Below are 25,857 nucleotides of genomic sequence, written 5' to 3'. Positions count from 1 at the left end.
CGCCGCATGCAGCTAGAATCACCACCGAGTCTTCTGCGCCTGAAAGCCGCGTGCTCCCGCCTAGCGGCGACGCGCCGCGGAGACGGGAAACGCCATGCCGATCTCAGCCGGCGTCGCGGACCCGCGCCAGGGCGGTCGAAAGCTTTTCCTGCGTCTCGCGGTATTCGGCCAGCTTTTCACGCTCGACGGCAACCACGTCTTCCGGCGCGTTGGCGACGAATTTGTCGTTCGACAGCTTCTTGTGCAGGCGTGCGATCTCTTCGGTGGCCTTGGCCAGTTCCTTTTGCAGACGAGCGGCCTCGGCGGCGGTGTCGATCAGGCTGCCGAGCGGCAGGCAGATGGTCGCCTCGTTGAGCACGATCTGGGCCGATCCCTTCGGCGCGGTCGCGGCCAGCGAAACCTCGCCGATGCGGGCCAGCCGCTTGATCGCCGAGTCGTGCCGTTCAAGCCGCTGCCGGGTGACGTCGCTGGCTCCGATGACGACAAGCGGCGCAATGGCCGCCGGCGGCACGTTCATTTCCGAGCGCACCGAGCGAATGCCGGTGACCAGGTCGATCAGCCAGTTGATGTCGCTTGCAGCCTCGGCATCCTCGAAATCCGGCGACGGCCATGCCGCATGGCACAGCAGCGATTGCCGTTCGCCGCTCTCGCCCGCCGTTTCGGCCCAAAGCTCCTCCGTCATGAACGGCATGAACGGGTGCAGCAGCTTGTAGATCTCGTCCAGCACAAAGGCGACGCAGGCGCGGCTTTCGGCTTTCGCGGCCTCGTCGTCGCCCATGAACACCGGCTTCAACAGTTCCAGATACCAGTCGCAGACCGTATTCCAGACAAAGCGATAGGCCGTACTTGCCGCCTCGTTGAAGCGATAGGTGGTGATGCCCTCGGTGATGGCATGTGCCGCGCGCGTCAGTTCGGTCAGGATCCAGCGGTTGACCGCCAGCTTGGCATCGTTCAGCCAGAAATCGTCGTTTCTCGCGACTTCGTTCATCTCGGCAAAGCGAGTGGCGTTCCACAGCTTGGTGCCGAAATTCCGGTAGCCGGCGATGCGGGCCGGATCGAGCTTCACGTCGCGCCCTTGCGCCGCCATGATCGCCAGCGTGAAACGCAGCGCATCCGCGCCATACTCATCGATGAGATCGAGCGGATCGATGACGTTGCCCTTCGACTTCGACATTTTCGCGCCGGTCTTATCGCGCACCAGCGCATGCATGTAGACCGTATGGAACGGCTCCTCGTCCATGAAATGCAGGCCCATCATCATCATGCGGGCGACCCAGAAGAAGATCAGATCGAAGCCGGTGACCAGTACATCGGTCTGGTAATAGGTCTTCAGTTCCGGCGTCTTGTCGGGCCAGCCAAGTGTCGAGAATGGCCACAGGGCGGAAGAAAACCACGTATCGAGCACGTCTTCGTCGCGGGTCAGGATGTCGCCCGGTTCGAAATTCTCGAGCTTTTCCTCGACCCAGGCCTTCCACGGTCCTTCATGCGCCAGATAATGCTGGATCGCGGCTTCAAGCGCCGCCTCCTCGGTCTTTTCGACAAAGATCGCGCCATCCGGCCCGTACCAGGCCGGAATCTGATGACCCCACCAGAGTTGGCGCGAGATGCACCACGGCTCGATGTTTTCCATCCACTGGAAATAGGTTTTGTCCCAGTTCTTCGGGACAAAATTGGTGCGGCCCTCGCGCACCGAGGCAATCGCCGGCTGGGCGAGCGTCTTGGCGTCAGCGAACCATTGGTCGGTCAGCATCGGCTCGATGACCACGCCAGACCGGTCGCCGAAGGGCTGCATGATCTTCCTGTTCTCGACATGGGGGACGTCGTTGCCGTCCGCATCCTTGACGGTCACGGCCAGGCCGTCGGCGTCGATGGCCTCAACGATGCGCTTACGAGCCTCGTAGCGGTCGAGACCGCGATACTCGTCCGGCACCAGATTGATCGCATCCACATCGGATTCGTTCGGCAGTTCGCCGGTGCGGACGATCTCGGCTGCAAGGGCAGCACATGCGGCATAGGGCTCGCCGTCGTCGCGCATCGCGGCGACGGTATTCATCAGCCGGTAGAGCGGGATCTTGTTGCGACGAGCGACCTGGTAGTCGTTGAAGTCATGCGCGCCGGTAATCTTGACCGCGCCGGAGCCAAAGGTGGGGTCCGGATACTCGTCGGTGATGATCGGGATGAGCCGCCGATGCTCTTTCGGGCCGACGGGGATTTCGCACAGCTTGCCGACGATGGCTTGGTAGCGTTCGTCCGACGGATGGACCGCGACCGCGCCGTCGCCCAGCATGGTCTCGGGCCGGGTCGTGGCGATGGAAATGTAGTTGCGCTCCTCCTGGAAGGTGACGCTGCCGTCGGCATCCTTTTCGACATAGGTATAGGTTTCGCCGCCGGCCAGCGGGTACTTGAAGTGCCACATATGGCCATCGACTTCGCGGTTCTCCACTTCGAGGTCGGAAATGGCCGTCTCGAACTTGGGGTCCCAGTTGACCAGCCGCTTGCCGCGATAGATCAGCCCTTCCTTGTAGAGCGTTACGAACACTTCCAGAACGGCCTTGGACAGGCCCTCGTCCATGGTGAAGCGTTCGCGTGACCAGTCGGCGGAAGCGCCCAGGCGCTTCAACTGGTTGAAGATCGCACCGCCGGACTCGGCCTTCCACTCCCAGACCTTATCGATGAATTCTTCGCGGGAAAGGTCGCGACGGCGGATGTTTTTTTCCGCCAGCTTGCGCTCGACCACCATCTGCGTCGCGATGCCGGCATGGTCCATGCCCGGCTGCCACAAGACGTTCTTGCCGCGCATGCGCTCGAAACGCACCAGAATGTCCTGCAGCGTGTTGTTGAGCGCATGGCCCATATGCAGCGAGCCGGTGACGTTGGGCGGCGGGATGACGATGGTGAAGGGCTCGGCGCCCTCTTCCGCACCCGCGCCGGCCCGGAAAGCATCGGCCTCTTCCCATATTTTGGCGATTTTCGGCTCGACGGCTTTGGCGTCGTAGGTTTTTTCAAGCATGGGATAAGGTGTCCGCGCTGTCGGGGATTTTGAGGTCACGGTAAATCGGAAGGCCGTGGCCAAGTCAACCGCGAGACGCGCCTACAAGTTCCCGCAATACCGGCAGCAGCGCCAAAGGCAAATCCTCAGCGATCAGGCCCGGCCCGAAGCGGCGGCCGGCTTCGGCATGCAGCCATACCGCGGCACACGCTGCCTCGAAGGCCGGCATGCCTTGCGCCAGCAGGCCTGCGATGAGCCCGGCCAGCACATCGCCGGAGCCTGCGGTCGCCAGCCAGGGTGCGCCGTTGGCGTTGATGGCGGCGCGGCCGTCGGGGGCGGCGATCACCGTATCGGCACCCTTGTAGACGATGACGGCATGCGCGCGCTGGGCGGCTTTTCGGGCTTTTTCCAGCTTGGATAGGCTTTCATCGCCGGCAAGGTTGGAAAAGAGGCGTGAAAATTCGCCCTCATGCGGCGTCATCACCAGCGCTGGCGCGCCTTTTGCCCCAGCGGTGATGAAAAGCGAGGCGGGCGCATCGCGAAAGGAGGTGATGCCGTCAGCATCAAGGACCAGCCCTTCGACGCCATTTTCTCGCCCTTGCCCGTCGCCCAGCACGGCTAGCACGAACTTTTGCGCCTTTTCGCCAACACCGAAACCGGGGCCGAGCACGAAAGCGGACGGGCGCTTGTCATCGAGATAGGCAGTGAGATCGACGGTATCGCCGACTTTGCGCAGCATGATCGAGATCAGGTGCGCCGCGTTGACCTGCATGGCGTTGGCCGGCGAAAGCACGGTGACCGCCCCTGCCCCACTGCGCGCGGCAGCGAGCGCGGAGAGCCGTGCCGCACCCGTCGCTGATGGCCCGCCGGAAAAGACGCCGACATGGCCGCGCTTGTATTTATGCGTATCGACGGCCGGCACCGGGAAATCGGGCTGCCACAAAGCCGGCGTGTTCTCGAAGGTTTTGGCGGCAAGTTGCTCGATGATGGCGTCAGCGATGCCGATGTCGGCCAGCACGGTCTCGCCGCAGCATTCGCGGCCCGGCAACAGCAGGTGGCCGGGCTTCTTGCGCGCGAACGTTACCGTAATTTCCGCGCGAAAGGCGCTTCCCAAAACCCTGCCTCTCTCGCCGGAAATGCCGGACGGCAGATCGACAGCGATGACCGGCAGTCTCCGCGCCGTTGTGACTTCAACGGCGCGAGCGGCATCGCCGGCCATGGGCTTTGATAGTCCTGCACCGTAGAGTGCATCGACGACGAGCGAACCCGCCTGCCCATCAAATTCGGCCAGCGGCCTGGGAACGACCGGGCATTCGGCTGCGGCAAGTGCCGCATCGCTGCCCGGCTTCGGCGTGCCGGATGCCCATACGCACACGTCGACGCCGCTCTCGCGCAAAAGCCGCGCGACCACATAGCCGTCGCCGCCGTTGTTGCCCGGGCCGCACAGAACATGCACGCGCCTTGCCGCCGGATACCGCGCCAGCACTACGCAGGCGACCGCCTCGCCGGCACGGCGCATCAGGCCGATGCCGTCGAGCGGGCCGCATTCAATTGCCAGCCGGTCGGCGCCTGCCATTTCGGCGGGGGTAAGAAGTTCAATGTGCATGGGCGATCCGTTTCTTCTCAAGCGTACATCGACCAGTTTTCGGCCGGAGGCAACGACCCGGCAACGATCCTGGAAGCACATGTCGTTCGGGACGACGGGGTCGCAGGTTCGAAAACGCCCGCGAAACAGGCTTCCTGCACAAATAATAGGCAGGCGAAATTATGGGCGCCCGGCGCGCTGCTCGCGTCTTCGGCTCTCTTGGCGTAAAATCCCTCACGGAAGCGGTGCGTGTCCAGAAAATCCCCGCAGCGCAACCCGCTTAGCACAACTGGCACGGTTCCTGCTTTAACTGGGCAAGCGGGGCAAAACCCGTCATTTCGAACTGGAGGCCTCAGGCATGAAGAAAATCGAAGCGATCATCAAGCCGTTCAAGCTGGACGAAGTGAAGGAGGCCCTTCAGGAAGCCGGTCTGCAAGGCATCACCGTCACCGAGGCCAAGGGTTTCGGGCGCCAGAAGGGCCACACCGAGCTTTATCGCGGCGCGGAATATGTCGTCGACTTCCTGCCCAAGGTGAAGATCGAACTGGTGCTGGGCGACGATTCCGTCGAGGCCGCCGTGGAAGCCATCCGCAAGGCCGCACAGACCGGGCGCATCGGCGACGGCAAGATTTTCGTTTCCAACATCGAGGAAGTGGTGCGCATCCGCACCGGCGAAACCGGCATGGACGCCGTCTGAGCCGTTCCGATCAAGTTTCAAACGTCATTACAGGAAAAACAGAACATGACGACAGCCGCCGACATCATGAAGCAGATCAAGGACAACGACGTTAAATTCGTCGACCTGCGCTTCACCGACCCCAAGGGCAAACTGCACCATGTAACCATGGACATCGGAGAGATCGAGGAAGACACCTTCGCCGATGGCGTCATGTTCGACGGCTCCTCCATCCAGGGCTGGAAGGCCATCAACGAAAGCGACATGGTACTGATGCCCGACCCGGAATCGGTCCATATGGACCCGTTCTTCGCGCAGTCGACCATGGTTATCCTGTGCGACATCCTCGATCCGATCTCCGGCGAGGCCTATAACCGCGACCCGCGCGGCATCGCCAAGAAGGCGGAAGCCTATATGAAGGCCGAGGGCATCGGCGACACCATCTATATCGGACCGGAAGCCGAGTTCTTCATCTTCGACGACGTGAAGTACAAGTGCGATCCCTACAATACCGGCTTCAAGCTGGACTCCTCGGAACTGCCTTCGAACGACGACACCGACTACGAAACCGGCAATCTGGGCCACCGTCCGCGCGTCAAGGGCGGCTATTTTCCGGTTCCGCCTGTCGATTCGTGCCAGGACATGCGCTCGGAAATGCTCACCGTGATGCAGGAGATGGGCGTTCACGTCGAAAAGCACCATCACGAGGTTGCCGCCGCCCAGCACGAACTCGGCATCAAGTTCGACACGCTGGTGCGCAACGCCGACAAGATCCTGATCTACAAATATGTCGTGCACCAGGTCGCCAACGCCTATGGCAAGACGGCGACCTTCATGCCGAAGCCGATTTTTGGCGACAACGGCTCGGGCATGCACGTCAACATGTCGATCTGGAAGGGCGGCAAGCCGACGTTTGCCGGCAACGAATATGCCGGGTTGTCGGAAACCTGCCTGTTCTTCATCGGCGGCGTCATCAAGCACGCCAAGGCGATCAACGCCTTCACCAACCCGCTGACCAATTCCTACAAGCGGCTGGTGCCGGGCTATGAAGCGCCGGTGCTGCTGGCTTATTCGGCGCGCAACCGCTCGGCCTCCTGCCGCATCCCGTTCGGCACCTCGCCGAAAGCAAAGCGCCTCGAAGTCCGTTTCCCCGATCCGGGCGCGAATCCCTACCTCGCCTTCTCGGCCCTGCTGATGGCCGGTCTCGACGGCATCAAGAACAAGATCCACCCCGGCCAGCCGATGGACAAGGACCTGTACGACCTGCCGCCGAAAGAACTGAAAAAGATCCCGACCGTGTGCGGTTCGCTGCGCGAAGCGCTGCAGAGCCTCGACAAGGATCGCGGCTTCCTGAAAGCCGGCGGTGTGTTCGACGACGACCAGATCGACAGCTATATCGAACTGAAGATGGCCGAAGTGATGCGCTTTGAAATGACGCCGCACCCGGTCGAATTCGACATGTATTATTCGGTCTGATTTTTTCGACCCAATAAAAAGACCCCGGGGAAACCAACGCCGGGGTCTTTTCTTGTTCGTTACGGCAAGGGCCGAACTGTCAATCGCGCAGCGCCTCGAGCAGCGCTACGGCGGCCAGGAAATCGCGGTGGCGGGCGTTGCGGCGGGCGACGGCTTCGGCGTCCTGGCCCCATTGATCGATCTGCCAGTCCTCGTCGACATGGGCAGCAAGCCATACCGCATCGGCATCAAGTTCACCGAAATCGACCGCCAGTGCCAGAAGCGCCGAGCCGGTCAGCGATGTCATCAGATGGAGTGCCGCCAGCCGCAGCGGCTCGGCGCGCTGCGCGAGATGGACGCCAAGCACCGCGATCGATTCGCGCGGCTGGTCGACATGGGTGACGCCTTCAGCGAGGTTGAACCGAGCGCCGAGCGTGGCCCGCACCCAGTCGAGCACCGGGTCCCAATGCTCATTCTCCCGCTCCACCAGCCCTTGCGGCGCATCGGCCCGATAGAACAGCATGTCGCTCGCCGCGAAGCGCAAAATGTCTTCCAGCACCGCCTGCGGGTCGTTGACGACACCGTCCAGCGCCGTGTTGACCAGCCGCATCACCGGCATTTTGACCGGGTCGATGACGTCGACCTGCGCGGAAAATTCTTCCGCGACGAGGCCCGCCGCCTTTTCGGTCGGCACCGCCAGCAGCGCCCTGGTCGGCGTGCGCACCGGCTTGCCGTCGAGATGGACGGCAAAGCCGTCGTCCACCGGCGCCACCGAAGCGGTCTTGTAAAAGCGCCTGGGCAGGTGCGTCTTCATCTGGATTTGCGCGCGGCGCACCGGGTCCGGATCGGACAGGAATTTTCCGGCTTCAAGATCGTTCAGAATGTCGCGCATAGCGGCCTCAACAGGTCGGAATTGCTATCATAGCGGAATTGTCCGGCGTACCGGGCGGTTGACGATGATAAGCCCGGCGGCGATCAGGGCCAGCGCCAGGAATATCCGTGCCGTCAGCGGTTCTCCGAGGAACACCGCGCCGCACAATACGCCGAAGGCCGGGCTTAGAAAAGCAAAGCTGGTCAGGCCGGATGCGGGATAGCGCCGCAGCAGCCAGAACCACAGCACATAGGTGAAGGCGACGATGTAGATGCCCTGGAACGCCAGCGCCAACACCGGCACGATCGTCAGGTCGCGAATGGCAGGCCCGGAAAACGGCAGCACCAGCATGCCGATCACGGCGGCGCCTGCCAGTTGGTAGAGGAGCAATTTTTCGGCGCTCGACTGTTCCAGTTTTTTCGAACGCTTGATGACGATGTTCGACAGCGCCCATAAAATGCCGGCGGCAAGGCTCAAGAGGTCGCCGACCAGCGTGGCGTCGCCACCGCCGCCACCGATCTTGTCGGAAAAGACGACGACGAGGCCGGCAAAGGCCAGAAGCAGGCCGAAGAGTTTTTTCGCGGTAAAATGTTCGCCGAGCAGAAAATGCCCGCCAAGCAGCATCCAGAACGGCATTGCGTTGACCAGCAGCGTATTGCGCACGACCGTGGTGCGCTCCAGCCCGATATAGAGAAACAGGAATTCCAGCCCGAACAGTGCGCCGACAAGCACGCCGGCCCACAGCGTACCGTCCCGCCTGAACAGGACGATGCCGCGCCAGCGGCACCAGACAAAGACAAGGCCGCCGCCGATGACCGAGCGAGCAATCGACAAGAAGACCGGGTCGAAGCCGGTGTAGGAAAGCTTGGCCGCGACGTAGTTCAGCCCCCAGGAGAAGGTCAGGCCGATCATGATGAGGGCGGCGGCCGTATCGACCGCATCGCGGCGGTCCAACACCCCGGTTGTGCTGCTCATGATTTCACACCTGTTCCATTCGACGGAAGCGGAACCGATCGCTTCATTTGAACGCCGCCTGAAAAGCGGTTCCCACGTTTGGGAACCACGCTCAAATTCAATTTTCTCACTCGAAGCGTGATCTTATCTGAACCGGGATCAGTCCTCGGCGCTCGCATCGTCGAAGCCGATCAGGTTCCAGCTCTGGCGCATATGCTGCGGCATCGGCGCGGTGACGTCGATGACGCCCTTGTCGGGGTGCGGAATGCGGATGCGGCGCGCGTGCAGATGCAGGCGGTTCTGCATGCCGCCTGGAAAATCCCAGTTGGTGTCGGCCTCGAAATATTTCGGATCGCCGATGATGGGACAACCCAGATAAGCGGCATGGACGCGCAGCTGATGGGTGCGGCCGGTATGCGGCTGCATCTCCAGCCAGGTCAGCGCCTGCGCCGCCTGTTCGATGATGCGGTAGTAGGACACCGCGTGATCGGCACCCTTTTCGCCATGTTTCGCGACGCGCACGCGGTCGCCTTCCGGCGTCGGCTCCTTGATCAGCCAGGTGGAAATCTTGTCTTCGCGCTTGGGCGGCACGCCCTTGACCAGCGCCCAATACGTTTTCTCGGTCTCCCGCGCGCGAAAAGCCTCGGCAAGCTTCATGGCGGCAAGCCGCGTGCGGGCAATCACCAGCACGCCGGACGTGTCGCGGTCGAGCCGATGGACGAGGCGCGGCTTTTCGCCCTTCTTGCTGCGCCATGCCTCCAGCATGTCATCGACATTGCGGGTAACGCCGGAACCGCCCTGCACGGCCAGGCCCGGCGGCTTGTTGAAGACGAAAACCTTTTCATCCTCATAGATCAGCATCTTGGAGAGAACGTCGCCATCGTCTTGATTGCGGATCGAATGGCCGGTGAGGTGTTCGCCGACGCCGCCCTTCTTGTCGACTTCCAGCGGCGGAATGCGCACCTGCTGGCCGGGCTCGATGCGCGTGTCGGCCTTGACCCGGCCACCATCGACGCGGATCTGGCCGGAGCGCAGCAGCTTTTGCAAATGACCGAAGCCGAGCCCCGGAAAATGGGTCTTGAACCAACGATCGAGCCGCATGCCCGCCTCGCCGGCTTCCACCGTTATCTGTTCAACGCCTGCCATTTGCTTCTTCTACTCGTTTCGAAGCGCGGGGATAGCACTAAGAAACGGTTCTTGCGAGCCAAAGTCCCAGAAACACCGCAACGATCGCACCGATGACGCTGGCGAGCGCATAGCCCATTGCCGGAAGCGGCGTGCCGCGCTCCCACAACGTGGCGAAATCGAGCGAGAATGACGAGAAGGTGGTGAAGCCACCCAATATGCCGGTAGCGACGAACATGCGCAATTCGTTGGAGCCGCCGAACCGCCGCCCGAGAAGGGCAATGAACAAGCCCATGACAAACGAGCCAACGATGTTGATGGCCATCGTGCCCCATGGAAAATTCGGACCGACAAGGCGCAGTGTGCCGAGATTAGCCAGATGGCGAAGGCCGGCGCCGATTGCACCGCCAGCGGCAACAAGGAGGAGGTGGACCATCTCGATAATCCTGATGAGGCAAAAAACTCAGTGCCGCTTGGCCTGCACAAGATAAGCGTCGATGGTGGTTTCGCCCAGCCACTTCGCCGCTTCCAGCCGATGCAGACCCTCGACCAGAATGTGGCGCTTGCCGTCATGGCGCACCTGGATCGGCATCTTCATGCCGTTTTCCAGGATATCCTCGGCCAGATGCCGCACCGTTTCGGGGTGCAACGTCTTCCTGCGCGCGGTCGGCACATAGATGTCGTCGACCTTGACCTTTTCCGCTCTCAGCATGGCCGCTCCGGCAAATGAGATTTCTCCCATCTGGATAGAGCGTTTCGCGGGGCAGGCCAAGCGCCGATACCGGCACCGCTCCATCTGATCGGAGATTTAGAGTCTGTTTGATAACTCGTCCAGCCGAGTCATATGGCGTGACTTTCGAGAACCGGAGCGGAGCGTACTACAGTACGTGAGCACCGGAAGCGCAGAAAGTTGCGTCAGGTGGCCGGCTGGGCGAGTTAACGAATAGACTCTTAGCGTTTCGTGGCAGCCAGCGCTTTGCGCCGTGCATCGTCGATCAACATGTTGGCGATCTGCATCCGCTCGATGGCGCGCTGGCGCAAATGCGGGGCCACCCGGTCCGGGTGGTTGGAGAAGGCGAAGGTGCGGCGAAGACGGCTGAAATCGGCGACAGTCGACGTGGCATCCAGCCGCAATTCGGCGGCAATCGACACCGGGTCCGCCGGCGGCAGCGTCTGCTCGGCCTCCAGCGCGGCTGCGGCGCGTTCGGCCTGGTCGAGAATCTCGGCGAATTCCGATGCGGGATCGAGCGTCGCCTCCCGGTACTCGCGCTGTTCGGCTCCGAATGCCTCGCCCGATACTTTGATGCGGCCGGAATGAAGCTCCTCGGCCACAGCCAGATAGTCGAAGGGGATGGACGGCTTGCGCCCCCGATCTTCCACCGGCTCGGGCGCGGCGAAAAGATCGTCGAGCACAGCCGCGAAATTCCTGTTGACCCCGCTGGCGATTTCCCGCCTCCCGCTCTTTTTCAGCGACGCACGACACCGATGCGCCCTGGTCACACACTAAGCGCCGTAGGTTAAAATTACTTTCCGGGGGTCGCTCGAAATTTAGGCAATTGCAGGACGGCACACGGAATATTGCACCGCACAATTGTCACGATTCAGCGGTATCCGTTTTGCGGGAGGAACAACAAAGGAGCCTGACCATGGGGTTCTTGACCGAATTGTTTTCCCGCCCCCGTCTGCCGGAACAGGCACACTACCGATCCTCGCTGGCGCTCCTTCATGCCATGAGCCATGCGGAGCGCACCGACCCTGCCGTCAAGCCGGCCGATTTCCCGCGCATCGCCCGCCAGGTGGCGATGCGCTGAGATCGTATCAATGGCCCCGCAGGAACACGGCCTTGCCCAGCGGCACGCCATTGTGGCGCAGGATGTTGTAGGCGGTGGTGACGTGGAAATAGAAATTCGGCATGGCGACATCGAGCAGATAGCGCAAACCGCTCAATGCCATGTCGTTGCCGCCAAGCCTGATCTGGACCGTCCGGTCGTCAGAGCCTTCGAATTCCGCTGCGGAAAACGTCGCCAGATAGGCGAGCGTCTTGTCGATGCGGGCCTGAAGCTCGGCGAAGCTGGCCTCGTCGTCGTCATATTTCGGCACCTCGCGCCCAGCCAGGCGCGAGGGGGCACCCTTGGCGTGATCGGTGGCGATCTGCACCTGCCTGGCCAGCGCATACATATCTGGCGCCAGCCGTGCCGTCACGAACACCTGCGGATCGATCTTGCGCTCGGCGGCATTTTTCTCGGCCGCCGCAAGCACGCCGGACAGCGCCTTCAAGCGAGCGGAAAACACAGGCACGGATGCCTCGTACATGGAAATGGACACGTTGATTTCTCCTGAAACGGTTAGAATTACCGTGTTGCGAGGTAGCGCCTTCGCCAGCGATTTTTCAAGCGCCACGGGCATGCCGCAATCCCTGTTACGATCACGCCCGAGTCGAGCGGAGATTCGCGATGAGAAAAGCCCCATTCGCCGCAGCCATTTTTTGCGCACTGGCAGGTGCGCCCGCCTTTTCGGCTGAACCTACCTATCTGGATGATCGCTCAAGCGCGCAAGCCGTCATGAAATCACTCTACAATGCGGTCAACCGCCACGAATATGCGCGCGCCTGGGATTATTTCGGAGAGGCCAAGCCGGCCAAGGATTTCGACGCCTTCGTCAAGGGCTTCGAGGGCACCGATCATGTCGATGTCGAAACCGGCGGCGAGGCCAGCGAAGGGGCGGCCGGCAGCATCTACTTCACGGTGCCGGTGGCGATCCGCGCCGTTACCACGGACGGCAGCGAAAAAGTCTTTGCCGGTTGCTACACGCTGCGGCAGGTCAACGGGCAAATCCAGGAACCGCCTTTCAACCCCATCCATATCGAAAAGGGCGAACTGAAACCCTCCACCGAAGCCTTCGAACAGGCCGTGCCGGCAAGCTGCGGCGACGGACCGCCGCCGCCAAAAAGCGACGCGATGCTGGAAAAGGCCAAGGCGCTTTTCGCCGCCGGCTATGGCGCGCAATGCGACCCGACGCTTCCCGGCGGCGAGGCGCGGGGCGAGCCGGAGGAGCATGTCATCCACTATTCCGGCACCGATGGCGGCGAAAAGGCGGCGCGGCTGTTCCGCTTCTTCTGCTCGGCGGGCGCGTATAATGAGAGCGCGGTCTACTATCTGTCGCCCGACGCCGACGCGCTGCGGCAGGTGCAATTCGCCACGCCCGAACTCGATATCCGCTACGAAAACGCCGACAACCAGGAAAAGGTCGAGGCTGTCAGCATCATCGGCTACCAGACCGACGAACAACTCGTCAATTCAAGCTATGACGATGGCACCCAGTCGATCACCTCGCACGCCAAATGGCGCGGCGTGGGCGATGCGGGAACGTCGGGCGTCTGGCTGTTTCGCCACGGTCAATTCTCGCTGGTGCAATTCGACGTGGATGCGTCCTATGACGGCGAGATCAACCCGCAGTCGGTGCTCGACTACAATACAGCGCCGTGATCTTCAGGGAGCAGCCGACAGTATCCAGTTGAGCGTTTCGCGCCAGTCGGTCATGCGGATCGGCGTGCCATGCGTGCCGGTTTCAAAGCGCACGAAACGCGCCGGATAATTCTTCGATCTGGCGAGGATCGAGCGAAAGAAGGCTTCCTGGTTTTCGACCGGGAAAACCGGGTCCTTGCTGCCCTGTCCGAAGAAAACCGGCACCTTGCGCTTGAAGGCGGGGCTGGCGAAGAAGCCTTCGTCCCATAGCGAACCCAGCAGCATCAGCCCGCCGATGCGGTTGCCGGTATCCTTGCGTCCGGCAAGCTTCCAGCATAGCGCGCCGCCCATCGAGCCGCAGGCGACGACGATTTTTGCGCCCGGCGATTGGTCGGCGTAGTGGCCGATCAAGGCGGCCACCTGCGCCGCCCCCTTGTCGCCGAAATCGGAAAAATCGGGCGACAAATAGAGGCCGTTATTTGCCGCCATCAGGTTCTTGATGCGGTTGAAATTGCCGCCGAAGGTGAAGTCATCAACGCCCTGTTTTCGCGAGCCGCCCTGCCCGTGCAGGTAAAGCACGATGACGCCGGCACCGGCGGTCTTGCCAACCGCGACATGATGGATGGCGCCGGCATCGGTGTTGAGGACGAGATCCTGCTGGACCGAGCGGACGGAGGTCGTGACATATTTCGCCTGGACCCGGCGCTCGGGGACTTGATCGCGGGCGTTGATATCGCGCAATTCGCGATAGTCGATGACGCGGTACTTGCCGCCGTCGCCATTCGACAATTCGGCCGGATAGGCGAACAGGGCGTCCTTGTAGGGTTTGAGGGTCAAGGTTTCGGCAGATGCGGCTGCCGGCGATAAGGCTAGCAGCGTAGAAATGGCCGCCGCCACGATCCTTCGTCGAGCGAAAACCTTCGGCAAAACCACCATCACCCCTGCAACACCCCACCGGCGCGGCTGAGCGCATCCGGCGTATCCACATCCACCGACGCCGCCGCGCCGATCTCCACGTCGATCACGTCCAGTCCTTCGGCCTCGACCAGATGGCGCGCGCCGGTGTCGCCTTCCAGATGCGCGACCGCCGCAAACAGCGAGCGCGGCAGGATGACCGGGTTGCCGCGATGGCCTTCATGCGTGGCGCGCACCACCGATTTTCCCTGAGCGGCGCGAAACGCCTCGATCAGCCGGTCGAGGTCAGCGGTCGAGACGCCCGGCATGTCGCCAAGCAGGATCATGGCGCCCGCTGCCTCGCCCGAAACCCTGGCGATGCCGGCCTTCAGCGACGACGACAGGCCACTGGCGAAATCGAGATTGGCGGCGAAGGTCAGGTCCAGCCCCGCCAGTGCTTCCTCCACCCGCTCATGCTGGTGACCGGTGACGACGATGGCCCCCGCCGCCTTCGAGGCCAGCGCGCATTCGGCTGCGCGGCGGATCAGCGGCTTGCCGTCGAAAGAGGCCAGAAGCTTGTTTGGCCCGCCCATGCGGCTGGAGCGCCCGGCGGCGAGCAGCACCACGGGCACTTGCGGGTGCAACGGCACCGGCAGCGGTTCGCGCGGCTGCGGGCGGGTCGGGATTTCCATCAAAAGCCCGCCGACGCCCATGCCGGCAATATCGTCGGCGGTGACGCCGATACCGGAAATCAGGCGGTCCAGCACCCAGTCGAAGCCGTTGGCCTTGGGGCTGCGCGCACAGCCCGGCGCGCCCAGCACCGGCTTGCCGTCGCGCTCGCCCAGCACGAACAGATTGCCCGGATCGACCGGCATGCCCGAGCGATAGACATGGCCGCCAGAGGCCTTGATGGCCGCGGGAATGACGTCGTCGTCGGGATCGCTCATGGCGGAAGCGCCGAACACCAGCACCATGTCGCTTTGGGGGCTGAGTTCCCGGATGGCCTTTTCCACGTCGGCAGCGACATGCGGCGTGCGCATTTCGGCCAGAACGGTGCTGCCGGAGCGCGCCAGCCGCTCCTCGGTCACGCGCAGCGTCTTGTCGAGCACGCTCATCTTGAGGCTGGGCAGCATGGTCTGCACGATGCCAACGGAGAATGGCTTGTAGGCGTGGACGGCAAAAGCCTGCCGGCTGCCGGCCAAATCGAGGATAGTGTCGATGACCGGTCTTGCGACGGCAAAGGGGATGATCTTAACCGTCGCCACCATCTGGCCCTCGACCACCGGCGCAAATTCGGCCAGCGTCGCCAGCGTCACATCGGGATCGACGCGGTTGACGGCATCGACCAGCGCCCTGTCGACGGTAAAGACCCCGTCGCCATCGGCAAAAATGTTGACGCGGCCGGTGGCGGCCGGCTTGGCTGTCGCCCCGGAAAAGCGCAACGCCTCGGCAATGTGGGCAGCGGCGGCGTTCTCCTCGACGTCGTTGTCATCGAGAATGGCGACGGTGATTTCGTCGAAGCCGGCTGCGCGCAGGATTTCGACATCCTCGCCCGTCAGGAGATGCGCCTTGCGGAAGCGCTTTTCGCCGGCAACCGTGGAATGCGCGAGGATCGAGCCTTCCGCCTCGCCGATGGCAACCGGCCCGAATTTCATGCCGCCTCTCCCTTCGCCGGCCGCTGCCCGTCGAGGCCGCGCGTGCGCAGCGCCCGGATCGCCTGCGCCAGCACGGCAACCGCGATTTCAGCCGGGCTGGCCGCACCGATATCGAGGCCGATCGGGGCGTGGATGCGCTCGATCTGTTCGGGCGTGGCACCCATCGCCAGCATGCGCACGACACGCTTGGCGTGCGTCTTGCGGCTGCCAAGCGCACCGATGTAGAAGCAGCCGGCATCAAGCCCGGCCTTCAGCGCGAAATCGTCGATCTTCGGATCGTGCGTAACGAGAATCAGTCCGGTGAAGGTGTCGAGCGGCCTGTGCTTCAGCACATCCTGCGGCCATTCGGCATGCAGCGTGATATCGGGAAACCGTTCCGGGCTGGCGAAGGCGGTGCGCGGATCGATGATTTCCACCGGATAACCGGCGATCTTGGCCATCGGCGCCAGCGCCTGGCTGATATGCACCGCGCCGATGATGACCAGGCGCGCATGCGGCAAATGGGCATTGAGGAAATAGGTTTTGCCGTCGGCTTCGACCGTGCCCGACTTGCCGCTCTGGAACGCTTTTTTTACGGCCTCGCCAAGCTCGCCTTCGATGGCGTCGGCCTCGTGCACGATCCGGTCGCTGCCCTCGTCAAGGTCGGTAACCAGCATGACCGCGCGACGGGATCGGCGCTCGGCGTTGAGGGTTTTCAGCTTGGAAATATCCATCTTGGCACCATTTCAAAATACGTCAGGGCATGGCGAGAATCGGGAGATTCGAGAACCGGAGCGGAGCGTACATTCGGGTACGTGAGCACCGGAAGCGCAGAATATCGCGATTTGCAGTCCGCCCTCCCGCATTTTGCTCATCCCACCCGCTCCACATAAACCTTGATCGTTCCCCCGCACGACAAGCCGACCTGGATGGCGGTTTCGTCGGCTACGCCGAATTCCAGCATGCGCGGCTTGCCGCTTTCCAGCACTTCCATCGCCTCCGTCACCACCGCGCCCTCGACGCAGCCGCCGGAGACGGAGCCTTCGAAATTGCCTTCGGCGTCGATGACCAGATGGGAGCCGACCGGGCGTGGGGCGGAACCCCAGGTCTGCACCACGGTGGCGACGGCGACCTGCTTGCCGGCGTTCATCCAGCCTTCCGCGATCACCAGCGGATCGCGGGCTTCATCCAGGGCGTTTTCCATATTTTTCTACTCCAAAAATTATGCGACGCGCTTCGTATCCATCCAGCGGCGCGGATCGACGGAGCGCGCCGACTTCTTGTCCAGCGAGGCGCACAGATCGGCCAGCGCATCGAGATTATGCACCGAACGGAACTCGTCGACATGCGGCAGCATGGCGCGCACGCCGCGCGCCTTTGGCTCGAACCCGTCAAAACGCAGCAACGGGTTGAGCCAGATCAGCCGCCGGCAAGATTTTTGCAGGCGCTCCATCTCCTCCGACAGGCCGCCGACATCGTCGCGCTCCAGCCCGTCCGTAATGAGCAGAACCACCGCGCCCTGCCCCAGCACGCGGCGCGACCACAGCCGGTTGAACTCGTAAAGCGTGTCACCGATGCGGGTGCCGCCCGACCAGTCCTTGACCGTCGCGGAACAATCGGCCAGCGCGTCGTCGGGATCGCGGTGGCGCATCTGGCGGGTCAAATTGGTCAACCGCGTGCCGAAGACGAAGGTATGGACGCGCCGGCGCTTTTCGGTCAGCGCATGCAGGAAATGCAGGAAGATGCGGGTGTACTGACTCATCGAGCCGGAAATATCGGCCAGCACGACCAGCGGCGGATGCACCTCGCGCACCGAGCGGAATTTCGGCAGGATCAGTTCGCCGCCGGTGCGCGCGGACGCCCGCATCATGGCGCGCGGATCGATGCGGCGGCCATGCGGATCGGGCTTGAAACGCCGCGTCGCGACCAGATCGAACGGCAGGCGCAGTTGCGAGATCGCCTTCCTGGCTTGCGCCATTTCGGCGGCATCCATCTGAGCGAAATCCTTGCCCCGCAAAACCTCATTACCGGAGAAAGTCAGCCGCGCATCGACCTCGATTTCGGGCACTTCGCGAATGGGCTGATTCTTCTGATGGCCCTCGAACAGCGCCTGGCTGACGCGGTTTTCCGCCGCGCGCGGCTTGACCTGCTCGCGGTTGTCAGGAGCGACTGGCGAAAACATCGCCAGCATCTTTTCTATCAATTCTCGCGACTTCCAGTACAGGCGAAACGCCTCGTCGAAGGTGGCGTGGTCCTCGTGGCGGGACACCAACACGGCGTGCAGCGTCCAGTAGAAATCGTCGCGTGAGCCGATGCCGGCGGCCAGCACCGCCTCGATGGCGTCCTTGACCGAAGCCGGGCCGACCCGCATGCCGGCCTTGCGCAACGCTCGCGCGAAATAGACGATGTTGTCGGCGATGCGGCCGTCGGGGGCGGCTTGCTTTGGATCAAGATCCTGCACGGCCATGGCTATTCCGCCGCTGCAAGCTCGGCCTTGACCTCGTCGAGGATGCGCCGGCCTTCGCCTTGTCCGATGCGGGCGATGTCGTCCTGGTATTTCAAGAGCACGCCGATCGTGTCGGAAACGGTTTCGGGGTCGAGCGCGATCTTGTCGAGTTCGGTCAGCGCGCCGGCCCAGTCGATGGTTTCGGCAACGCCGGGCACCTTGAACAGGTCGATCTGGCGCAAGCGCTGGACGAAGGAAACCACTTCGGCCGAAAGCCGGCTGTTGGCCTGCGGCACCTTGGTGCGCACGATTTCCAGTTCGCGCTGGGCGTCGGGATAATCGACCCAATGGTAGAGGCAGCGGCGCTTCAGCGCGTCGTGGATTTCGCGGGTGCGGTTGGTGGTGATGATGACGATGGGCGGTTCTTCGGCCTTGATCGTACCCAGTTCCGGCACCGTGACCTGGAAATCGGATAGGATTTCCAGAAGAAACGCCTCGAAGGCTTCATCGGTGCGGTCGAGTTCGTCGATGAGGAAGACAGGCGCCTCGCCCGCCTTGCCGGTCAGCGCATCCAGCACGGGGCGGCGAATCAGGTATTTTTCGGAAAAGACATTGCGTTCCATGGCCGAGCGTTCGACCTTGCCGGAGGCCTCCTCCATGCGAATCTCGATCATCTGCGCGGCGTAGTTCCACTCATAGACCGCCGACGAGATGTCGAGGCCTTCATAGCATTGCAGGCGAATCAGCCGGCGGCCAAGCGCCTGCGCCAGCACCTTGGCGATCTCGGTCTTGCCGACGCCGGCCTCGCCTTCGAGAAATAGCGGCCGCTTCATGCGCAGCGACAGGAACAAAACGGTCGCCAGCGAGCGGTCCGCCACATAATCCGCGCCGGTCAAAAGAGCGAGCGTTTCGTCGATCGACTGCGGTACGCCACGCGGTCTGGATTCAGTCATTTCTTCTCCCGGACGCCGTCCTACAGGACGTGATAGTCCCGGCCATGATAGATCAGCGGCTTGAGGTTATCCCCGGTGCGCAGGCCTGTCACCTTGCCAAAAAGCACACGATGAGTCGCCAGGTCCTTGGTGTCGATCACTTCGCAGTCGAACGCGACAAGTGCGTCAGCCAGGGTGGGCACGCCGGTCGAAATGGTGTCCCATTTGCCGAGCGCGAAGCGCTCTTCCATCGACAGGCCGGTAATGCCCGAAAAGCCGACCGACAGCGCCTTGTGGTGCGAGGACAAGGTGTTGAGCGCGAAGCAACCGTTCTGCACGAACAACTCGTTTTTGGCATTCTCGCGGTTCAGGCAGACAAGGATGGCCGGCGGCGCATCCGATACCGAGCAGGCGGCGATCACCGTGGTGCCGCGCTTTCCGGCCGGGCCATCGGTCGTCACAATGTGGACGTGGCCGGCAAACAGGCTCATTGCGTCGCGATAAGCCTGCGGCCCTATGTCATTCTTTTTCAGCATCAACAATTACCCAAGGCCACGAACCCTACCGCTATATATGGACGGATGGCGCGGGCGGCAAGCAAACTGCGCATATGGTAAAGCAACATTGCCGTGTTGCACGAGGGCGAGCCAGCCTTTAGGGCTGGATCGGAATTCAGCTATCGGCATGAAGCGGCGAGGCGGATGAACACCGGTGCGAAAAGGGTTTTTACACCCGGATGCGATTAACGATCCCCACATTGGCTGTCATAGCCGGATTTTTGCTGACAGCGGGCGCGCAGGCTGAGCCGCTCGCCATCGGCGTGGCCGCTCCAATTTCCGGTTCATCCGCGCCGCTTGGCCAACAGGTCGTGGCCGGAGCGACGCTGGCAGCCAAGGCGAACGGCGCTTCGCTTACCGTTGCCGATACCGCCTGCTCGGCGGATGGCGGAACGGACGCCGCCAAAAAATTCGTTGCGGCCAAGGTCGGCGTCGTCGTCGGCTTCCTGTGCACGGAAGCCATCGAAGCGGCCCTGCCCGTGCTGAAGGACGCCGGCATACCGGTCATCACGGTCGGCGTGCGCACCGACAGCCTGACCGATGGGCGTGAAAAAACCGGCTGGCCGGTGTTCCGGCTCGGGCCTCGGGGCGACGACGAGCGCAACGCCACTGCCGCACTCCTGACAAAATTTTGGAGCGGCGAACTGTTCGCCATCGTCGATGACGGCACCATCTATGGCCGCGAACTGGCCGAAACGGTGCGCGCCGTTGCCGAACAGGCCGCGCTGAAGCCGGTGTTCATGGATAATTTCCGACCGCAGATGGACAACCAGATCGGGTTGATCGGACGGCTGAAGAAAGCGGGCGCGACGCGCGTGTTCGTCGGCGGCGACGGCTCCGATGTGGCGGTGATGGGCCGCGACGCAGCCAAGCTTGACGCCAACATAGTGTTCGCCGGCGCGGAGGCGCTGCGCGCCGACCACGACGATTTGCCCTATGCGCCCGGCACGCTGATGATCGCGCCGCCCGAATGGGCGGAAATGGCCGACAAACCCGTGCTGGACGCGTTCGCCGCCGCCGATATTATCCCGGAAGGCTACGTGCTGCCGGCTTATGCCGCGGTGCAGATCGCCGTGGCGGCGGATGCAGCGGCGCAAGGCTCGGCCAGAAAAATCACCGATTTGCTGGGCAGCCAGGACTTTTCGACCGCCATCGGGCCGATCCGCTTTAATGAAAAAGGCGACCTGTCGCAGAACCCCTATCGGCTGTTCCGCTTCGACGGGACGCGCTTCGTGCCGGTGGAGGCAAACTGATGGTTCGGGCCGGCCCCAGAAATCTCATAACCGACGTTGCCGGCCTGCAGGTCGGCAACGCTTCCAATGAGCGGCTAAAGTCGGGCGTTACCGTCATTTTGTGCGACGAACCGGCCACGGCCGGCGTTCAGGTGCTGGGCGGCGCGCCGGGCACGCGCGAAACCGATCTGTTGGAGCCGCACAACACGGTCGAGGCAATCCATGCCGTCGTGCTGTCGGGCGGTTCGGCATTCGGGCTCGATGCCGCGTCGGGCGCTCAGGCGCGGTTGCGCGAGCGGGGAGTAGGTTTCGAGGTCGGCGGCTTTCGCGTGCCGATCGTGCCGGCGGCGATCCTGTTCGACCTCAAGAATGGCGGCGACAAGGAATGGGGCCGCTACCCGCCCTATCGCGAATTGGGGTATGAGGCCGCGTGCAATGCAAGCACGGATTTTGCTATCGGAACAGCGGGTGCCGGCACCGGCGCGCTGACGGCCGGCCTCAAGGGCGGGCTGGGTTCGGCTTCGAGTGTGCTTGCCGGCGGTGTTACCATCGGGGCGCTGGTCGCGGTCAACCCGGTCGGCTCGGTCACGGTCGGCAAAACACGGCATTTCTGGGCCGCGCCCTTTGAGATCGGCACCGAATTCGGCGGGCTTTCCTACCCGTCGCCGATGCCTGACGATGCGAAAAACGTGATCCTGAAATTCCGCGACAAGCGATTCTGGGATACCACACAAGCCGGGACGCAATCGGGCGCCAATACCACGATTGCCGTCATCGCCACCGATGCCGTGCTGAGCAAGGCGGCGGCCAAGCGGCTGGCCATGGCAGCCCATGACGGGTTCGTGCGCGCCATCTGGCCAACGCACACGCCGTTCGACGGCGACCTGGTCTTTGCGCTGGCGACAGGCAAAAGCGGCATCGTGCTATCGGAAAACGATGCCATTGACCTCTATGCGCAGGCCGGAGCCACGATGGCGCGCGCCATCAGCCGCGGCGTATTTTCCGCAACGGCCGATGAAAACGATTTGTTTGCGGTGTGGTCGTCGCGGTGAGCGTGGCCGATCAGGTCCGGTCGGATTTTTCTTCCTCGAACTCGTTCGCCACGACATCGGAATTGGCAGAAAGGCGTACCTTGTCGCCCTCGACTTCTGCGATCAGACTGGCTGGAATATAGTGGTGATGGCCCTTGTGACTGCCCTGCCCGCTGTCTTGCCGCGTCAGCTTGATCCTGTCGCCCTCGATATGGTCCACGGTGCCGACATGGACGCCGTCGGCGCCGATTACTTCCATATGCTCGCGGATTTTCGATGTATCGGTCATGATGGTTCTCCGTTGGAATTCCGCAAGTCAACGGATGATGCTGGAATTGGATGCATGGAAATAGTGTGGAACCGCTAGTTCGATCCGCCGGGGAAGCCCGCCTTGCGCCTGGCAGGCGCGGCCGCTTGCGAACAGCGATAGGGCGGGCGCTGCCCTCGCTTTCCACAGCCTTGTTCGGCGCGGTGCTATGGGCGGCCGCGATGGGCGCCAGCGCGTTGACCGTCCTGCTGATGGACGACTGGCAGACATTGGCGAGTATCCGCTTTCTCGCGCTGTTGTTTGCGGCTGGCGGGGCGCTCGCCTTCCCATTCGGCCTGTTTTTTGCACGACTGATCTCTGCCGGCAGAGGCAGCGAGACCGCCTTCGCGGCAGCATTCCTGTCGCTGCTGATCTGCACCGTGGCCATTACCTGCGGCCTGTATGCCCTGCAATACCGCCTCTATTATGCCGAATGGCATGCGCCGACGCTTTCCTTCGTCTGGTTCCTGGAGATGGTATTCACAGCCGTGGCGGCAGCGGCTCAATTCGCTGTCCTGGGCGTTCGCCTGTATTTCCCCGTCGGTTTCGTCGCGCTTTTTGCGGCGGGCATCTGGTTTGCGCGCCAGCCGCGTTGAGCATTTTGCTCCCCTCTGATAGGACGCGGCCACGATCCCTCCACCAAGGACACGCCCGCCATGATCCCTCGCTATTCGCGGCCCGAAATGGTCGCCATCTGGTCGCCGGAAACGCGCTTCCGCATCTGGTTCGAGATTGAGGCGCATGCCTGCGACGCATTGGCCGAACTGGGCGTGATCCCCAAGGAAGCGGCCAAAACCATCTGGGAAAAGGGCAATGCCGCCACCTTCGACGTGGCGCGCATCGACGAGATCGAAAGCGTCACCAAGCATGACGTCATCGCCTTCCTGACGCATCTGGCCGAATTCGTCGGGCCGGATTCGCGCTTCATCCACCAGGGCATGACCTCGTCGGATGTGCTCGACACTTGCCTCGCCGTGCAGATGACGCGGGCCGCCGACCTGCTGCTGGCCGACATCGACGGCCTGCTGGCAGCGCTGAAGCGGCGCGCCTTCGAGCACAAGGATACCGTCACCATCGGCCGCAGCCACGGCATTCATGCCGAGCCCACCACCTTCGGCGTGAAACTGGCGCAAGCCTATGTGGAATTTTCCCGCGCCCGTGAGCGGCTGGTGCACGCGCGCGAAGACATCGCCACCTGCGCGATTTCCGGGGCTGTCGGCACCTTCGCCAATATCGATCCCTATGTCGAAGAGCATGTCGCGGCCAAGCTTGGGCTGAAGCCGGAGCCGGTATCGACGCAGGTGATCCCACGCGACCGCCACGCCATGTTCTTCGCCACGCTCGGCGTCATCGCCTCCTCCATCGAGCGGCTTTCCATCGAAGTTCGCCATTTGCAACGTACCGAGGTGCTGGAGGCGGAAGAGTATTTCGCGCCGGGCCAGAAAGGCTCGTCGGCCATGCCGCACAAGCGCAACCCGGTGCTGACCGAAAACCTGACCGGCCTCGCCCGCATGGTGCGCTCCTATGCCCTGCCGGCCATGGAAAACGTGGCGCTGTGGCACGAGCGCGACATTTCGCATTCCTCGGTCGAGCGCATGATCGGACCGGACGCGACGGTGACGCTCGATTTCGCGCTGGCGCGGATGACCAGCGTCATCGACAAACTGCTGGTCTATCCCGACAACATGCTGAAGAACATGAACAAGTTCCGCGGCCTCGTGCATTCGCAGCGCGTGCTGTTGGCGCTGACGCAGGCCGGCGTTTCCCGCGAGGATTCCTACCGGCTGGTGCAGCGCAACGCCATGAAGGTATGGGAGCACGGCGCTGATTTCCTTGAGGAACTGCTGGCCGACAAGGAAGTGACGGCCGCCCTGCCCGAAGCCAACCTCCGCGAGAAATTCGACCTCGGCTATCACACCAAGCATGTCGATACGATTTTCAAGCGGGTGTTCGGGGAAGCGTAGCCCTCCGTCGCATTTGGTGGAAGCGTCGCGGCATCAAAGGCAGCAAAACCGGCTCAGGAAATTCAGCTTGAGTAAAACCTCAAGCCACCTTGTCCGGCACCGTGCGAATAACCATGCCCCAAGGGTCCTGGTACGTCGATGCGCTTGTCGCGTTGGCCGAGCGCATCTCGACCCATGACAGGCCGGTTCGGCCTGCATCGCGCGGTCCTGCGCCGGCGCTGTGCCAGGTGTTGGCGCCGATGTGGTGATGATAACCACCCGAGGACAGGAACACCGCCTGCGAGCCGTATTTCGCCGCCGTGTCGAAGTTGAACTGCTCGTGCCACCATTTTTCCGCCGCGCGCGGGTCGCCGACGCGCAGATGCACATGGCCAACCACCGTGTTTTCCGGTGCGCCCTGCCAGCCGGCATCGCCGGCGGGGACCGAGCCGACGACGCCCGGAATATCCATGCGGTCGGTCGCCATGGCGACCTGCCCGTCGGTCCATTTCCAGCTTTCATGCGGTCGGTCGACGTAAATTTCGATGCCGTTGCCTTCGGGGTCGGTCAAATAGAGCGCTTCGCTGACGATATGGTCCGAGGCGCCCTCGATCTGGATTTTTTCCGCGATGGCTTGGTTGATCCAGCGGCCGAGATCGGCACGCTCCGGCAGCAGGAACGCGGTGTGGAACAGGCCGGCGCTGCGCGGATCGTCCGGCTTGGCGGCGGGGTCGTTTTCAATGACCAGCAACGGCCGGTTGGCCGCGCCCAGCGTGATAGACCCGGCGTCGCGGGAAAGTTCCTGCAGACCGACGACGCTGCGGTAGTAGGCGGCGAGCGCGTCCGCGTCGCGGGCTTTCAGGCCGACGCGTGAAACGCTCACCGGGGTCGTGGCGGCGAAAGGCAGTTTGTCCATGTCAGGCTCCATTGGCGCGGCACCCGCTTATGCTTCCGTGATCGGAAAGCCGGCGCTGCCGGGGGTTGTTCGTCGTGTCGAACGCATTGTCGTCGTTGGCAACGAGCGCTCGTTTGTCTGCCTGAAGATCGGTGATCGCCATCGTTCACACAAGACAGCAAAAATCGAACATGGTGTTCACAATTCAGTACCGACGCTGGTGCCTCGCCCGTTGCAAGCGGCGGCGTGGCTCGCTACATGCGCAGCATGAAAGTCAAGGACGCAGATATCCTCATCGTGCCGGGCTATACTAATTCCGGCCCCGACCACTGGCAGACCCGCTGGGAAGGCAGGTTGTCGAGCGCGCGGCGCGTGGAACAGGCCGAATGGTCGAAGCCGGTGCGCGCGGACTGGGTGGCCAATGTGGCGAAGGCGGTGAACGCCGCGGAAAAGCCAGTCGTCCTCATCGCCCACTCGCTTGGCGTGCCGGCGGTGATCCAGGCCATTCCGGAATTTGTGAAGCCGATCGCTGGCGCATTCCTGGTGGCGGTCCCCGATGTCGCCAATCCGAAACTTCGGCCAAAGCATTTGATGACCTTCGGCCCCTATCCGCTCGAAAAACTGCCGTTTCCATCCATGCTGATCGCCAGCCGCAACGATCCGTTCTGCGCCTTCGACGTAGCGGAAAACCTTGCTTCAACATGGGGATCGCTGCTGATCGACGCGGGCGAAGCCGGCCACATCAACGCCGATTCCGGCCACGGACCATGGCCGGAAGGGTCGATGACCTTCGCCAGCTTTCTGAGCAAGCTTTAGGGTTCAGCCAACACCCCTCATCCGTCTCGCCGCTACGCGTCGATCCACCAC

At 62.8% G+C, this 25,857-nt stretch carries 28 protein-coding genes; 10 read left to right on the top strand and 18 right to left on the bottom strand.

The genetic code is table 11. The features are described from left to right. Window positions 1-103 precede the first annotated feature (103 nt). Together ACX3P0_RS07760 and ACX3P0_RS07755 are read right to left on the bottom strand one after the other, a co-directional pair. Window positions 104-3,010, bottom strand: a complete 2,907-nt coding sequence (locus ACX3P0_RS07760) for a valine--tRNA ligase (protein WP_459087725.1) — start codon at window positions 3,008-3,010, stop codon at window positions 104-106. A 64-nt stretch (window positions 3,011-3,074) separates the two neighbouring features. Next, on the bottom strand, window positions 3,075-4,595 hold the full coding sequence (locus ACX3P0_RS07755) for an NAD(P)H-hydrate dehydratase (RefSeq protein WP_459087723.1): 1,521 nt from the start codon (window positions 4,593-4,595) through the stop codon (window positions 3,075-3,077). A gap of 337 nt (window positions 4,596-4,932) precedes the next feature. Between ACX3P0_RS07755 and ACX3P0_RS07750 the strand changes: the two genes are divergently transcribed. Continuing rightward, window positions 4,933-5,271, top strand: coding sequence for a P-II family nitrogen regulator (locus ACX3P0_RS07750; protein WP_459079795.1), 339 nt, complete (start codon window positions 4,933-4,935; stop codon window positions 5,269-5,271). 45 nt (window positions 5,272-5,316) lie between these two features. Then, window positions 5,317-6,726 (top strand): type I glutamate--ammonia ligase, encoded by a 1,410-nt coding sequence (gene glnA, locus ACX3P0_RS07745; protein WP_459079794.1) that lies wholly within the window; start codon window positions 5,317-5,319, stop codon window positions 6,724-6,726. Between the two features lie 79 nt (window positions 6,727-6,805). Here glnA and ACX3P0_RS07740 read toward each other — a convergent pair whose 3' ends face one another. From ACX3P0_RS07740 to ACX3P0_RS07715, 6 genes are all read right to left on the bottom strand, one after another. Beyond that, window positions 6,806-7,597 (bottom strand): ATP12 family chaperone protein, encoded by a 792-nt coding sequence (locus ACX3P0_RS07740; RefSeq protein WP_459087722.1) that lies wholly within the window; start codon window positions 7,595-7,597, stop codon window positions 6,806-6,808. Between the two features lie 27 nt (window positions 7,598-7,624). Then, a complete protein-coding gene (locus tag ACX3P0_RS07735) occupies window positions 7,625-8,551 on the bottom strand; it encodes a DMT family transporter (RefSeq protein ID WP_459087720.1) in 927 nt (308 codons plus the stop codon). A gap of 138 nt (window positions 8,552-8,689) precedes the next feature. Beyond that, on the bottom strand, window positions 8,690-9,676 hold the full coding sequence (locus tag ACX3P0_RS07730; protein ID WP_459087719.1) for an RluA family pseudouridine synthase: 987 nt from the start codon (window positions 9,674-9,676) through the stop codon (window positions 8,690-8,692). A 37-nt stretch (window positions 9,677-9,713) separates the two neighbouring features. Next, window positions 9,714-10,091 carry a fluoride efflux transporter CrcB gene (crcB, locus tag ACX3P0_RS07725; protein ID WP_459087717.1) on the bottom strand — a complete coding sequence of 126 codons (378 nt, stop codon included), beginning with the start codon at window positions 10,089-10,091 and terminating at the stop codon, window positions 9,714-9,716. Window positions 10,092-10,118: 27 nt separating this feature from the next. After that, window positions 10,119-10,367 carry a ParB N-terminal domain-containing protein gene (locus ACX3P0_RS07720; protein WP_459087715.1) on the bottom strand — a complete coding sequence of 83 codons (249 nt, stop codon included), beginning with the start codon at window positions 10,365-10,367 and terminating at the stop codon, window positions 10,119-10,121. Between the two features lie 239 nt (window positions 10,368-10,606). Continuing rightward, on the bottom strand, window positions 10,607-11,068 hold the full coding sequence (locus tag ACX3P0_RS07715) for a hypothetical protein (protein WP_459087713.1): 462 nt from the start codon (window positions 11,066-11,068) through the stop codon (window positions 10,607-10,609). Between the two features lie 233 nt (window positions 11,069-11,301). Here ACX3P0_RS07715 and ACX3P0_RS07710 point away from each other — a divergent pair, with 233 nt between their 5' ends. Then, window positions 11,302-11,466 (top strand): hypothetical protein, encoded by a 165-nt coding sequence (locus ACX3P0_RS07710; protein ID WP_459079787.1) that lies wholly within the window; start codon window positions 11,302-11,304, stop codon window positions 11,464-11,466. Window positions 11,467-11,473: 7 nt separating this feature from the next. Here the strand turns inward: ACX3P0_RS07710 and ACX3P0_RS07705 are convergent, their stop codons facing one another. After that, window positions 11,474-12,061: a DUF1993 domain-containing protein gene (locus ACX3P0_RS07705; RefSeq protein WP_459087711.1), complete on the bottom strand. Its 588-nt coding sequence runs from the start codon at window positions 12,059-12,061 to the stop codon at window positions 11,474-11,476. Window positions 12,062-12,108: 47 nt separating this feature from the next. Between ACX3P0_RS07705 and ACX3P0_RS07700 the strand changes: the two genes are divergently transcribed. Beyond that, window positions 12,109-13,140, top strand: coding sequence for a DUF1176 domain-containing protein (locus tag ACX3P0_RS07700; RefSeq protein WP_459087710.1), 1,032 nt, complete (start codon window positions 12,109-12,111; stop codon window positions 13,138-13,140). A gap of 3 nt (window positions 13,141-13,143) precedes the next feature. Here ACX3P0_RS07700 and ACX3P0_RS07695 read toward each other — a convergent pair whose 3' ends face one another. The 7 genes from ACX3P0_RS07695 to ACX3P0_RS07665 all read right to left on the bottom strand — a co-directional run bounded on the left by ACX3P0_RS07695 (window position 13,144) and on the right by ACX3P0_RS07665 (window position 19,561). Beyond that, window positions 13,144-14,055 (bottom strand): alpha/beta hydrolase family protein, encoded by a 912-nt coding sequence (locus ACX3P0_RS07695; RefSeq protein ID WP_459087708.1) that lies wholly within the window; start codon window positions 14,053-14,055, stop codon window positions 13,144-13,146. Further along, a complete protein-coding gene (locus tag ACX3P0_RS07690; RefSeq protein WP_459087706.1) occupies window positions 14,055-15,668 on the bottom strand; it encodes an NTP transferase domain-containing protein in 1,614 nt (537 codons plus the stop codon). Before ACX3P0_RS07690 ends, ACX3P0_RS07695 begins: the two co-directional genes overlap by 1 nt. Continuing rightward, window positions 15,665-16,381, bottom strand: coding sequence for an XdhC family protein (locus ACX3P0_RS07685; protein ID WP_459087704.1), 717 nt, complete (start codon window positions 16,379-16,381; stop codon window positions 15,665-15,667). The genes ACX3P0_RS07690 and ACX3P0_RS07685 overlap by 4 nt, the downstream gene beginning before the upstream one ends. A gap of 137 nt (window positions 16,382-16,518) precedes the next feature. Further along, window positions 16,519-16,851, bottom strand: coding sequence for an XdhC family protein (locus ACX3P0_RS07680; protein ID WP_459079782.1), 333 nt, complete (start codon window positions 16,849-16,851; stop codon window positions 16,519-16,521). A gap of 18 nt (window positions 16,852-16,869) precedes the next feature. After that, window positions 16,870-18,114 carry a vWA domain-containing protein gene (locus ACX3P0_RS07675; protein ID WP_459087702.1) on the bottom strand — a complete coding sequence of 415 codons (1,245 nt, stop codon included), beginning with the start codon at window positions 18,112-18,114 and terminating at the stop codon, window positions 16,870-16,872. Between the two features lie 2 nt (window positions 18,115-18,116). Further along, a complete protein-coding gene (locus tag ACX3P0_RS07670; protein WP_459079780.1) occupies window positions 18,117-19,046 on the bottom strand; it encodes an AAA family ATPase in 930 nt (309 codons plus the stop codon). A 20-nt stretch (window positions 19,047-19,066) separates the two neighbouring features. After that, window positions 19,067-19,561 (bottom strand): flavin reductase, encoded by a 495-nt coding sequence (locus tag ACX3P0_RS07665; protein WP_459087700.1) that lies wholly within the window; start codon window positions 19,559-19,561, stop codon window positions 19,067-19,069. Between the two features lie 200 nt (window positions 19,562-19,761). Here ACX3P0_RS07665 and ACX3P0_RS07660 point away from each other — a divergent pair, with 200 nt between their 5' ends. Both ACX3P0_RS07660 and ACX3P0_RS07655 read left to right on the top strand, forming a co-directional pair. Then, a complete protein-coding gene (locus ACX3P0_RS07660) occupies window positions 19,762-20,835 on the top strand; it encodes an ABC transporter substrate-binding protein (RefSeq protein WP_459087699.1) in 1,074 nt (357 codons plus the stop codon). Continuing rightward, window positions 20,835-21,866: a P1 family peptidase gene (locus ACX3P0_RS07655; protein ID WP_459087697.1), complete on the top strand. Its 1,032-nt coding sequence runs from the start codon at window positions 20,835-20,837 to the stop codon at window positions 21,864-21,866. The genes ACX3P0_RS07660 and ACX3P0_RS07655 overlap by 1 nt, the downstream gene beginning before the upstream one ends. Window positions 21,867-21,876: 10 nt before the next feature. On the opposite strand, the gene ACX3P0_RS07650 is transcribed toward ACX3P0_RS07655, so the two are convergent. Continuing rightward, window positions 21,877-22,134, bottom strand: a complete 258-nt coding sequence (locus ACX3P0_RS07650) for a DUF2171 domain-containing protein (RefSeq protein ID WP_459087696.1) — start codon at window positions 22,132-22,134, stop codon at window positions 21,877-21,879. Between the two features lie 125 nt (window positions 22,135-22,259). Here ACX3P0_RS07650 and ACX3P0_RS07645 point away from each other — a divergent pair, with 125 nt between their 5' ends. Next, the gene (locus ACX3P0_RS07645) at window positions 22,260-22,748 is read left to right on the top strand and encodes a hypothetical protein (RefSeq protein ID WP_459087694.1); all 489 of its coding nucleotides are present in this window, start codon (window positions 22,260-22,262) and stop codon (window positions 22,746-22,748) included. Between the two features lie 60 nt (window positions 22,749-22,808). Further along, on the top strand, window positions 22,809-24,116 hold the full coding sequence (gene purB, locus ACX3P0_RS07640; protein ID WP_459087692.1) for an adenylosuccinate lyase: 1,308 nt from the start codon (window positions 22,809-22,811) through the stop codon (window positions 24,114-24,116). A gap of 79 nt (window positions 24,117-24,195) precedes the next feature. Here purB and ACX3P0_RS07635 read toward each other — a convergent pair whose 3' ends face one another. Beyond that, entirely contained in the window at window positions 24,196-25,011 is an 816-nt protein-coding gene (locus ACX3P0_RS07635) for a VOC family protein (RefSeq protein WP_459087691.1), read from the bottom strand. Here ACX3P0_RS07635 and ACX3P0_RS07630 point away from each other — a divergent pair. Both ACX3P0_RS07630 and ACX3P0_RS07625 read left to right on the top strand, forming a co-directional pair. Beyond that, the gene (locus tag ACX3P0_RS07630) at window positions 25,010-25,261 is read left to right on the top strand and encodes a hypothetical protein (RefSeq protein ID WP_459087690.1); all 252 of its coding nucleotides are present in this window, start codon (window positions 25,010-25,012) and stop codon (window positions 25,259-25,261) included. The two genes, ACX3P0_RS07635 and ACX3P0_RS07630, sit on opposite strands and share 2 nt — an antisense overlap. Further along, entirely contained in the window at window positions 25,258-25,806 is a 549-nt protein-coding gene (locus ACX3P0_RS07625) for an RBBP9/YdeN family alpha/beta hydrolase (RefSeq protein ID WP_459087688.1), read from the top strand. The genes ACX3P0_RS07630 and ACX3P0_RS07625 overlap by 4 nt, the downstream gene beginning before the upstream one ends. Window positions 25,807-25,857: the final 51 nt, after the last annotated feature.

Source organism: Mesorhizobium sp. A556 (genome assembly GCF_054489545.1).
Note: the sequence above shows the minus strand (reverse complement) of the source record. Positions and strands in the feature narration are given on the sequence as shown.

Excerpts from the sequence above, each read along its gene's own strand:
- ACX3P0_RS07635 (WP_459087691.1), bottom strand. The coding sequence starts at position 25,011 with ATGGACAAACTGCCTTTCGCCGCCACGACCCCGGTGAGCGTTTCACGC.
- ACX3P0_RS07675 (WP_459087702.1), bottom strand. The coding sequence starts at position 18,114 with ATGGCCGTGCAGGATCTTGATCCAAAGCAAGCCGCCCCCGACGGCCGC.
- ACX3P0_RS07760 (WP_459087725.1), bottom strand. The coding sequence starts at position 3,010 with ATGCTTGAAAAAACCTACGACGCCAAAGCCGTCGAGCCGAAAATCGCC.
- ACX3P0_RS07755 (WP_459087723.1), bottom strand. The coding sequence starts at position 4,595 with ATGCACATTGAACTTCTTACCCCCGCCGAAATGGCAGGCGCCGACCGG.
- ACX3P0_RS07665 (WP_459087700.1), bottom strand. The coding sequence starts at position 19,561 with ATGCTGAAAAAGAATGACATAGGGCCGCAGGCTTATCGCGACGCAATG.
- ACX3P0_RS07625 (WP_459087688.1), top strand. The coding sequence starts at position 25,258 with ATGAAAGTCAAGGACGCAGATATCCTCATCGTGCCGGGCTATACTAAT.
- ACX3P0_RS07710 (WP_459079787.1), top strand. The coding sequence starts at position 11,302 with ATGGGGTTCTTGACCGAATTGTTTTCCCGCCCCCGTCTGCCGGAACAG.
- ACX3P0_RS07660 (WP_459087699.1), top strand. The coding sequence starts at position 19,762 with ATGCGATTAACGATCCCCACATTGGCTGTCATAGCCGGATTTTTGCTG.
- ACX3P0_RS07695 (WP_459087708.1), bottom strand. The coding sequence starts at position 14,055 with ATGGTGGTTTTGCCGAAGGTTTTCGCTCGACGAAGGATCGTGGCGGCG.
- ACX3P0_RS07650 (WP_459087696.1), bottom strand. The coding sequence starts at position 22,134 with ATGACCGATACATCGAAAATCCGCGAGCATATGGAAGTAATCGGCGCC.
- glnA (WP_459079794.1), top strand. The coding sequence starts at position 5,317 with ATGACGACAGCCGCCGACATCATGAAGCAGATCAAGGACAACGACGTT.
- ACX3P0_RS07730 (WP_459087719.1), bottom strand. The coding sequence starts at position 9,676 with ATGGCAGGCGTTGAACAGATAACGGTGGAAGCCGGCGAGGCGGGCATG.
- ACX3P0_RS07655 (WP_459087697.1), top strand. The coding sequence starts at position 20,835 with ATGGTTCGGGCCGGCCCCAGAAATCTCATAACCGACGTTGCCGGCCTG.
- ACX3P0_RS07685 (WP_459087704.1), bottom strand. The coding sequence starts at position 16,381 with ATGGATATTTCCAAGCTGAAAACCCTCAACGCCGAGCGCCGATCCCGT.
- ACX3P0_RS07720 (WP_459087715.1), bottom strand. The coding sequence starts at position 10,367 with ATGCTGAGAGCGGAAAAGGTCAAGGTCGACGACATCTATGTGCCGACC.
- ACX3P0_RS07740 (WP_459087722.1), bottom strand. The coding sequence starts at position 7,597 with ATGCGCGACATTCTGAACGATCTTGAAGCCGGAAAATTCCTGTCCGAT.
- ACX3P0_RS07670 (WP_459079780.1), bottom strand. The coding sequence starts at position 19,046 with ATGACTGAATCCAGACCGCGTGGCGTACCGCAGTCGATCGACGAAACG.
- ACX3P0_RS07735 (WP_459087720.1), bottom strand. The coding sequence starts at position 8,551 with ATGAGCAGCACAACCGGGGTGTTGGACCGCCGCGATGCGGTCGATACG.
- ACX3P0_RS07690 (WP_459087706.1), bottom strand. The coding sequence starts at position 15,668 with ATGAAATTCGGGCCGGTTGCCATCGGCGAGGCGGAAGGCTCGATCCTC.
- ACX3P0_RS07630 (WP_459087690.1), top strand. The coding sequence starts at position 25,010 with ATGTCAGGCTCCATTGGCGCGGCACCCGCTTATGCTTCCGTGATCGGA.
- ACX3P0_RS07700 (WP_459087710.1), top strand. The coding sequence starts at position 12,109 with ATGAGAAAAGCCCCATTCGCCGCAGCCATTTTTTGCGCACTGGCAGGT.
- ACX3P0_RS07680 (WP_459079782.1), bottom strand. The coding sequence starts at position 16,851 with ATGGAAAACGCCCTGGATGAAGCCCGCGATCCGCTGGTGATCGCGGAA.
- ACX3P0_RS07750 (WP_459079795.1), top strand. The coding sequence starts at position 4,933 with ATGAAGAAAATCGAAGCGATCATCAAGCCGTTCAAGCTGGACGAAGTG.
- crcB (WP_459087717.1), bottom strand. The coding sequence starts at position 10,091 with ATGGTCCACCTCCTCCTTGTTGCCGCTGGCGGTGCAATCGGCGCCGGC.
- ACX3P0_RS07705 (WP_459087711.1), bottom strand. The coding sequence starts at position 12,061 with ATGCCCGTGGCGCTTGAAAAATCGCTGGCGAAGGCGCTACCTCGCAAC.
- purB (WP_459087692.1), top strand. The coding sequence starts at position 22,809 with ATGATCCCTCGCTATTCGCGGCCCGAAATGGTCGCCATCTGGTCGCCG.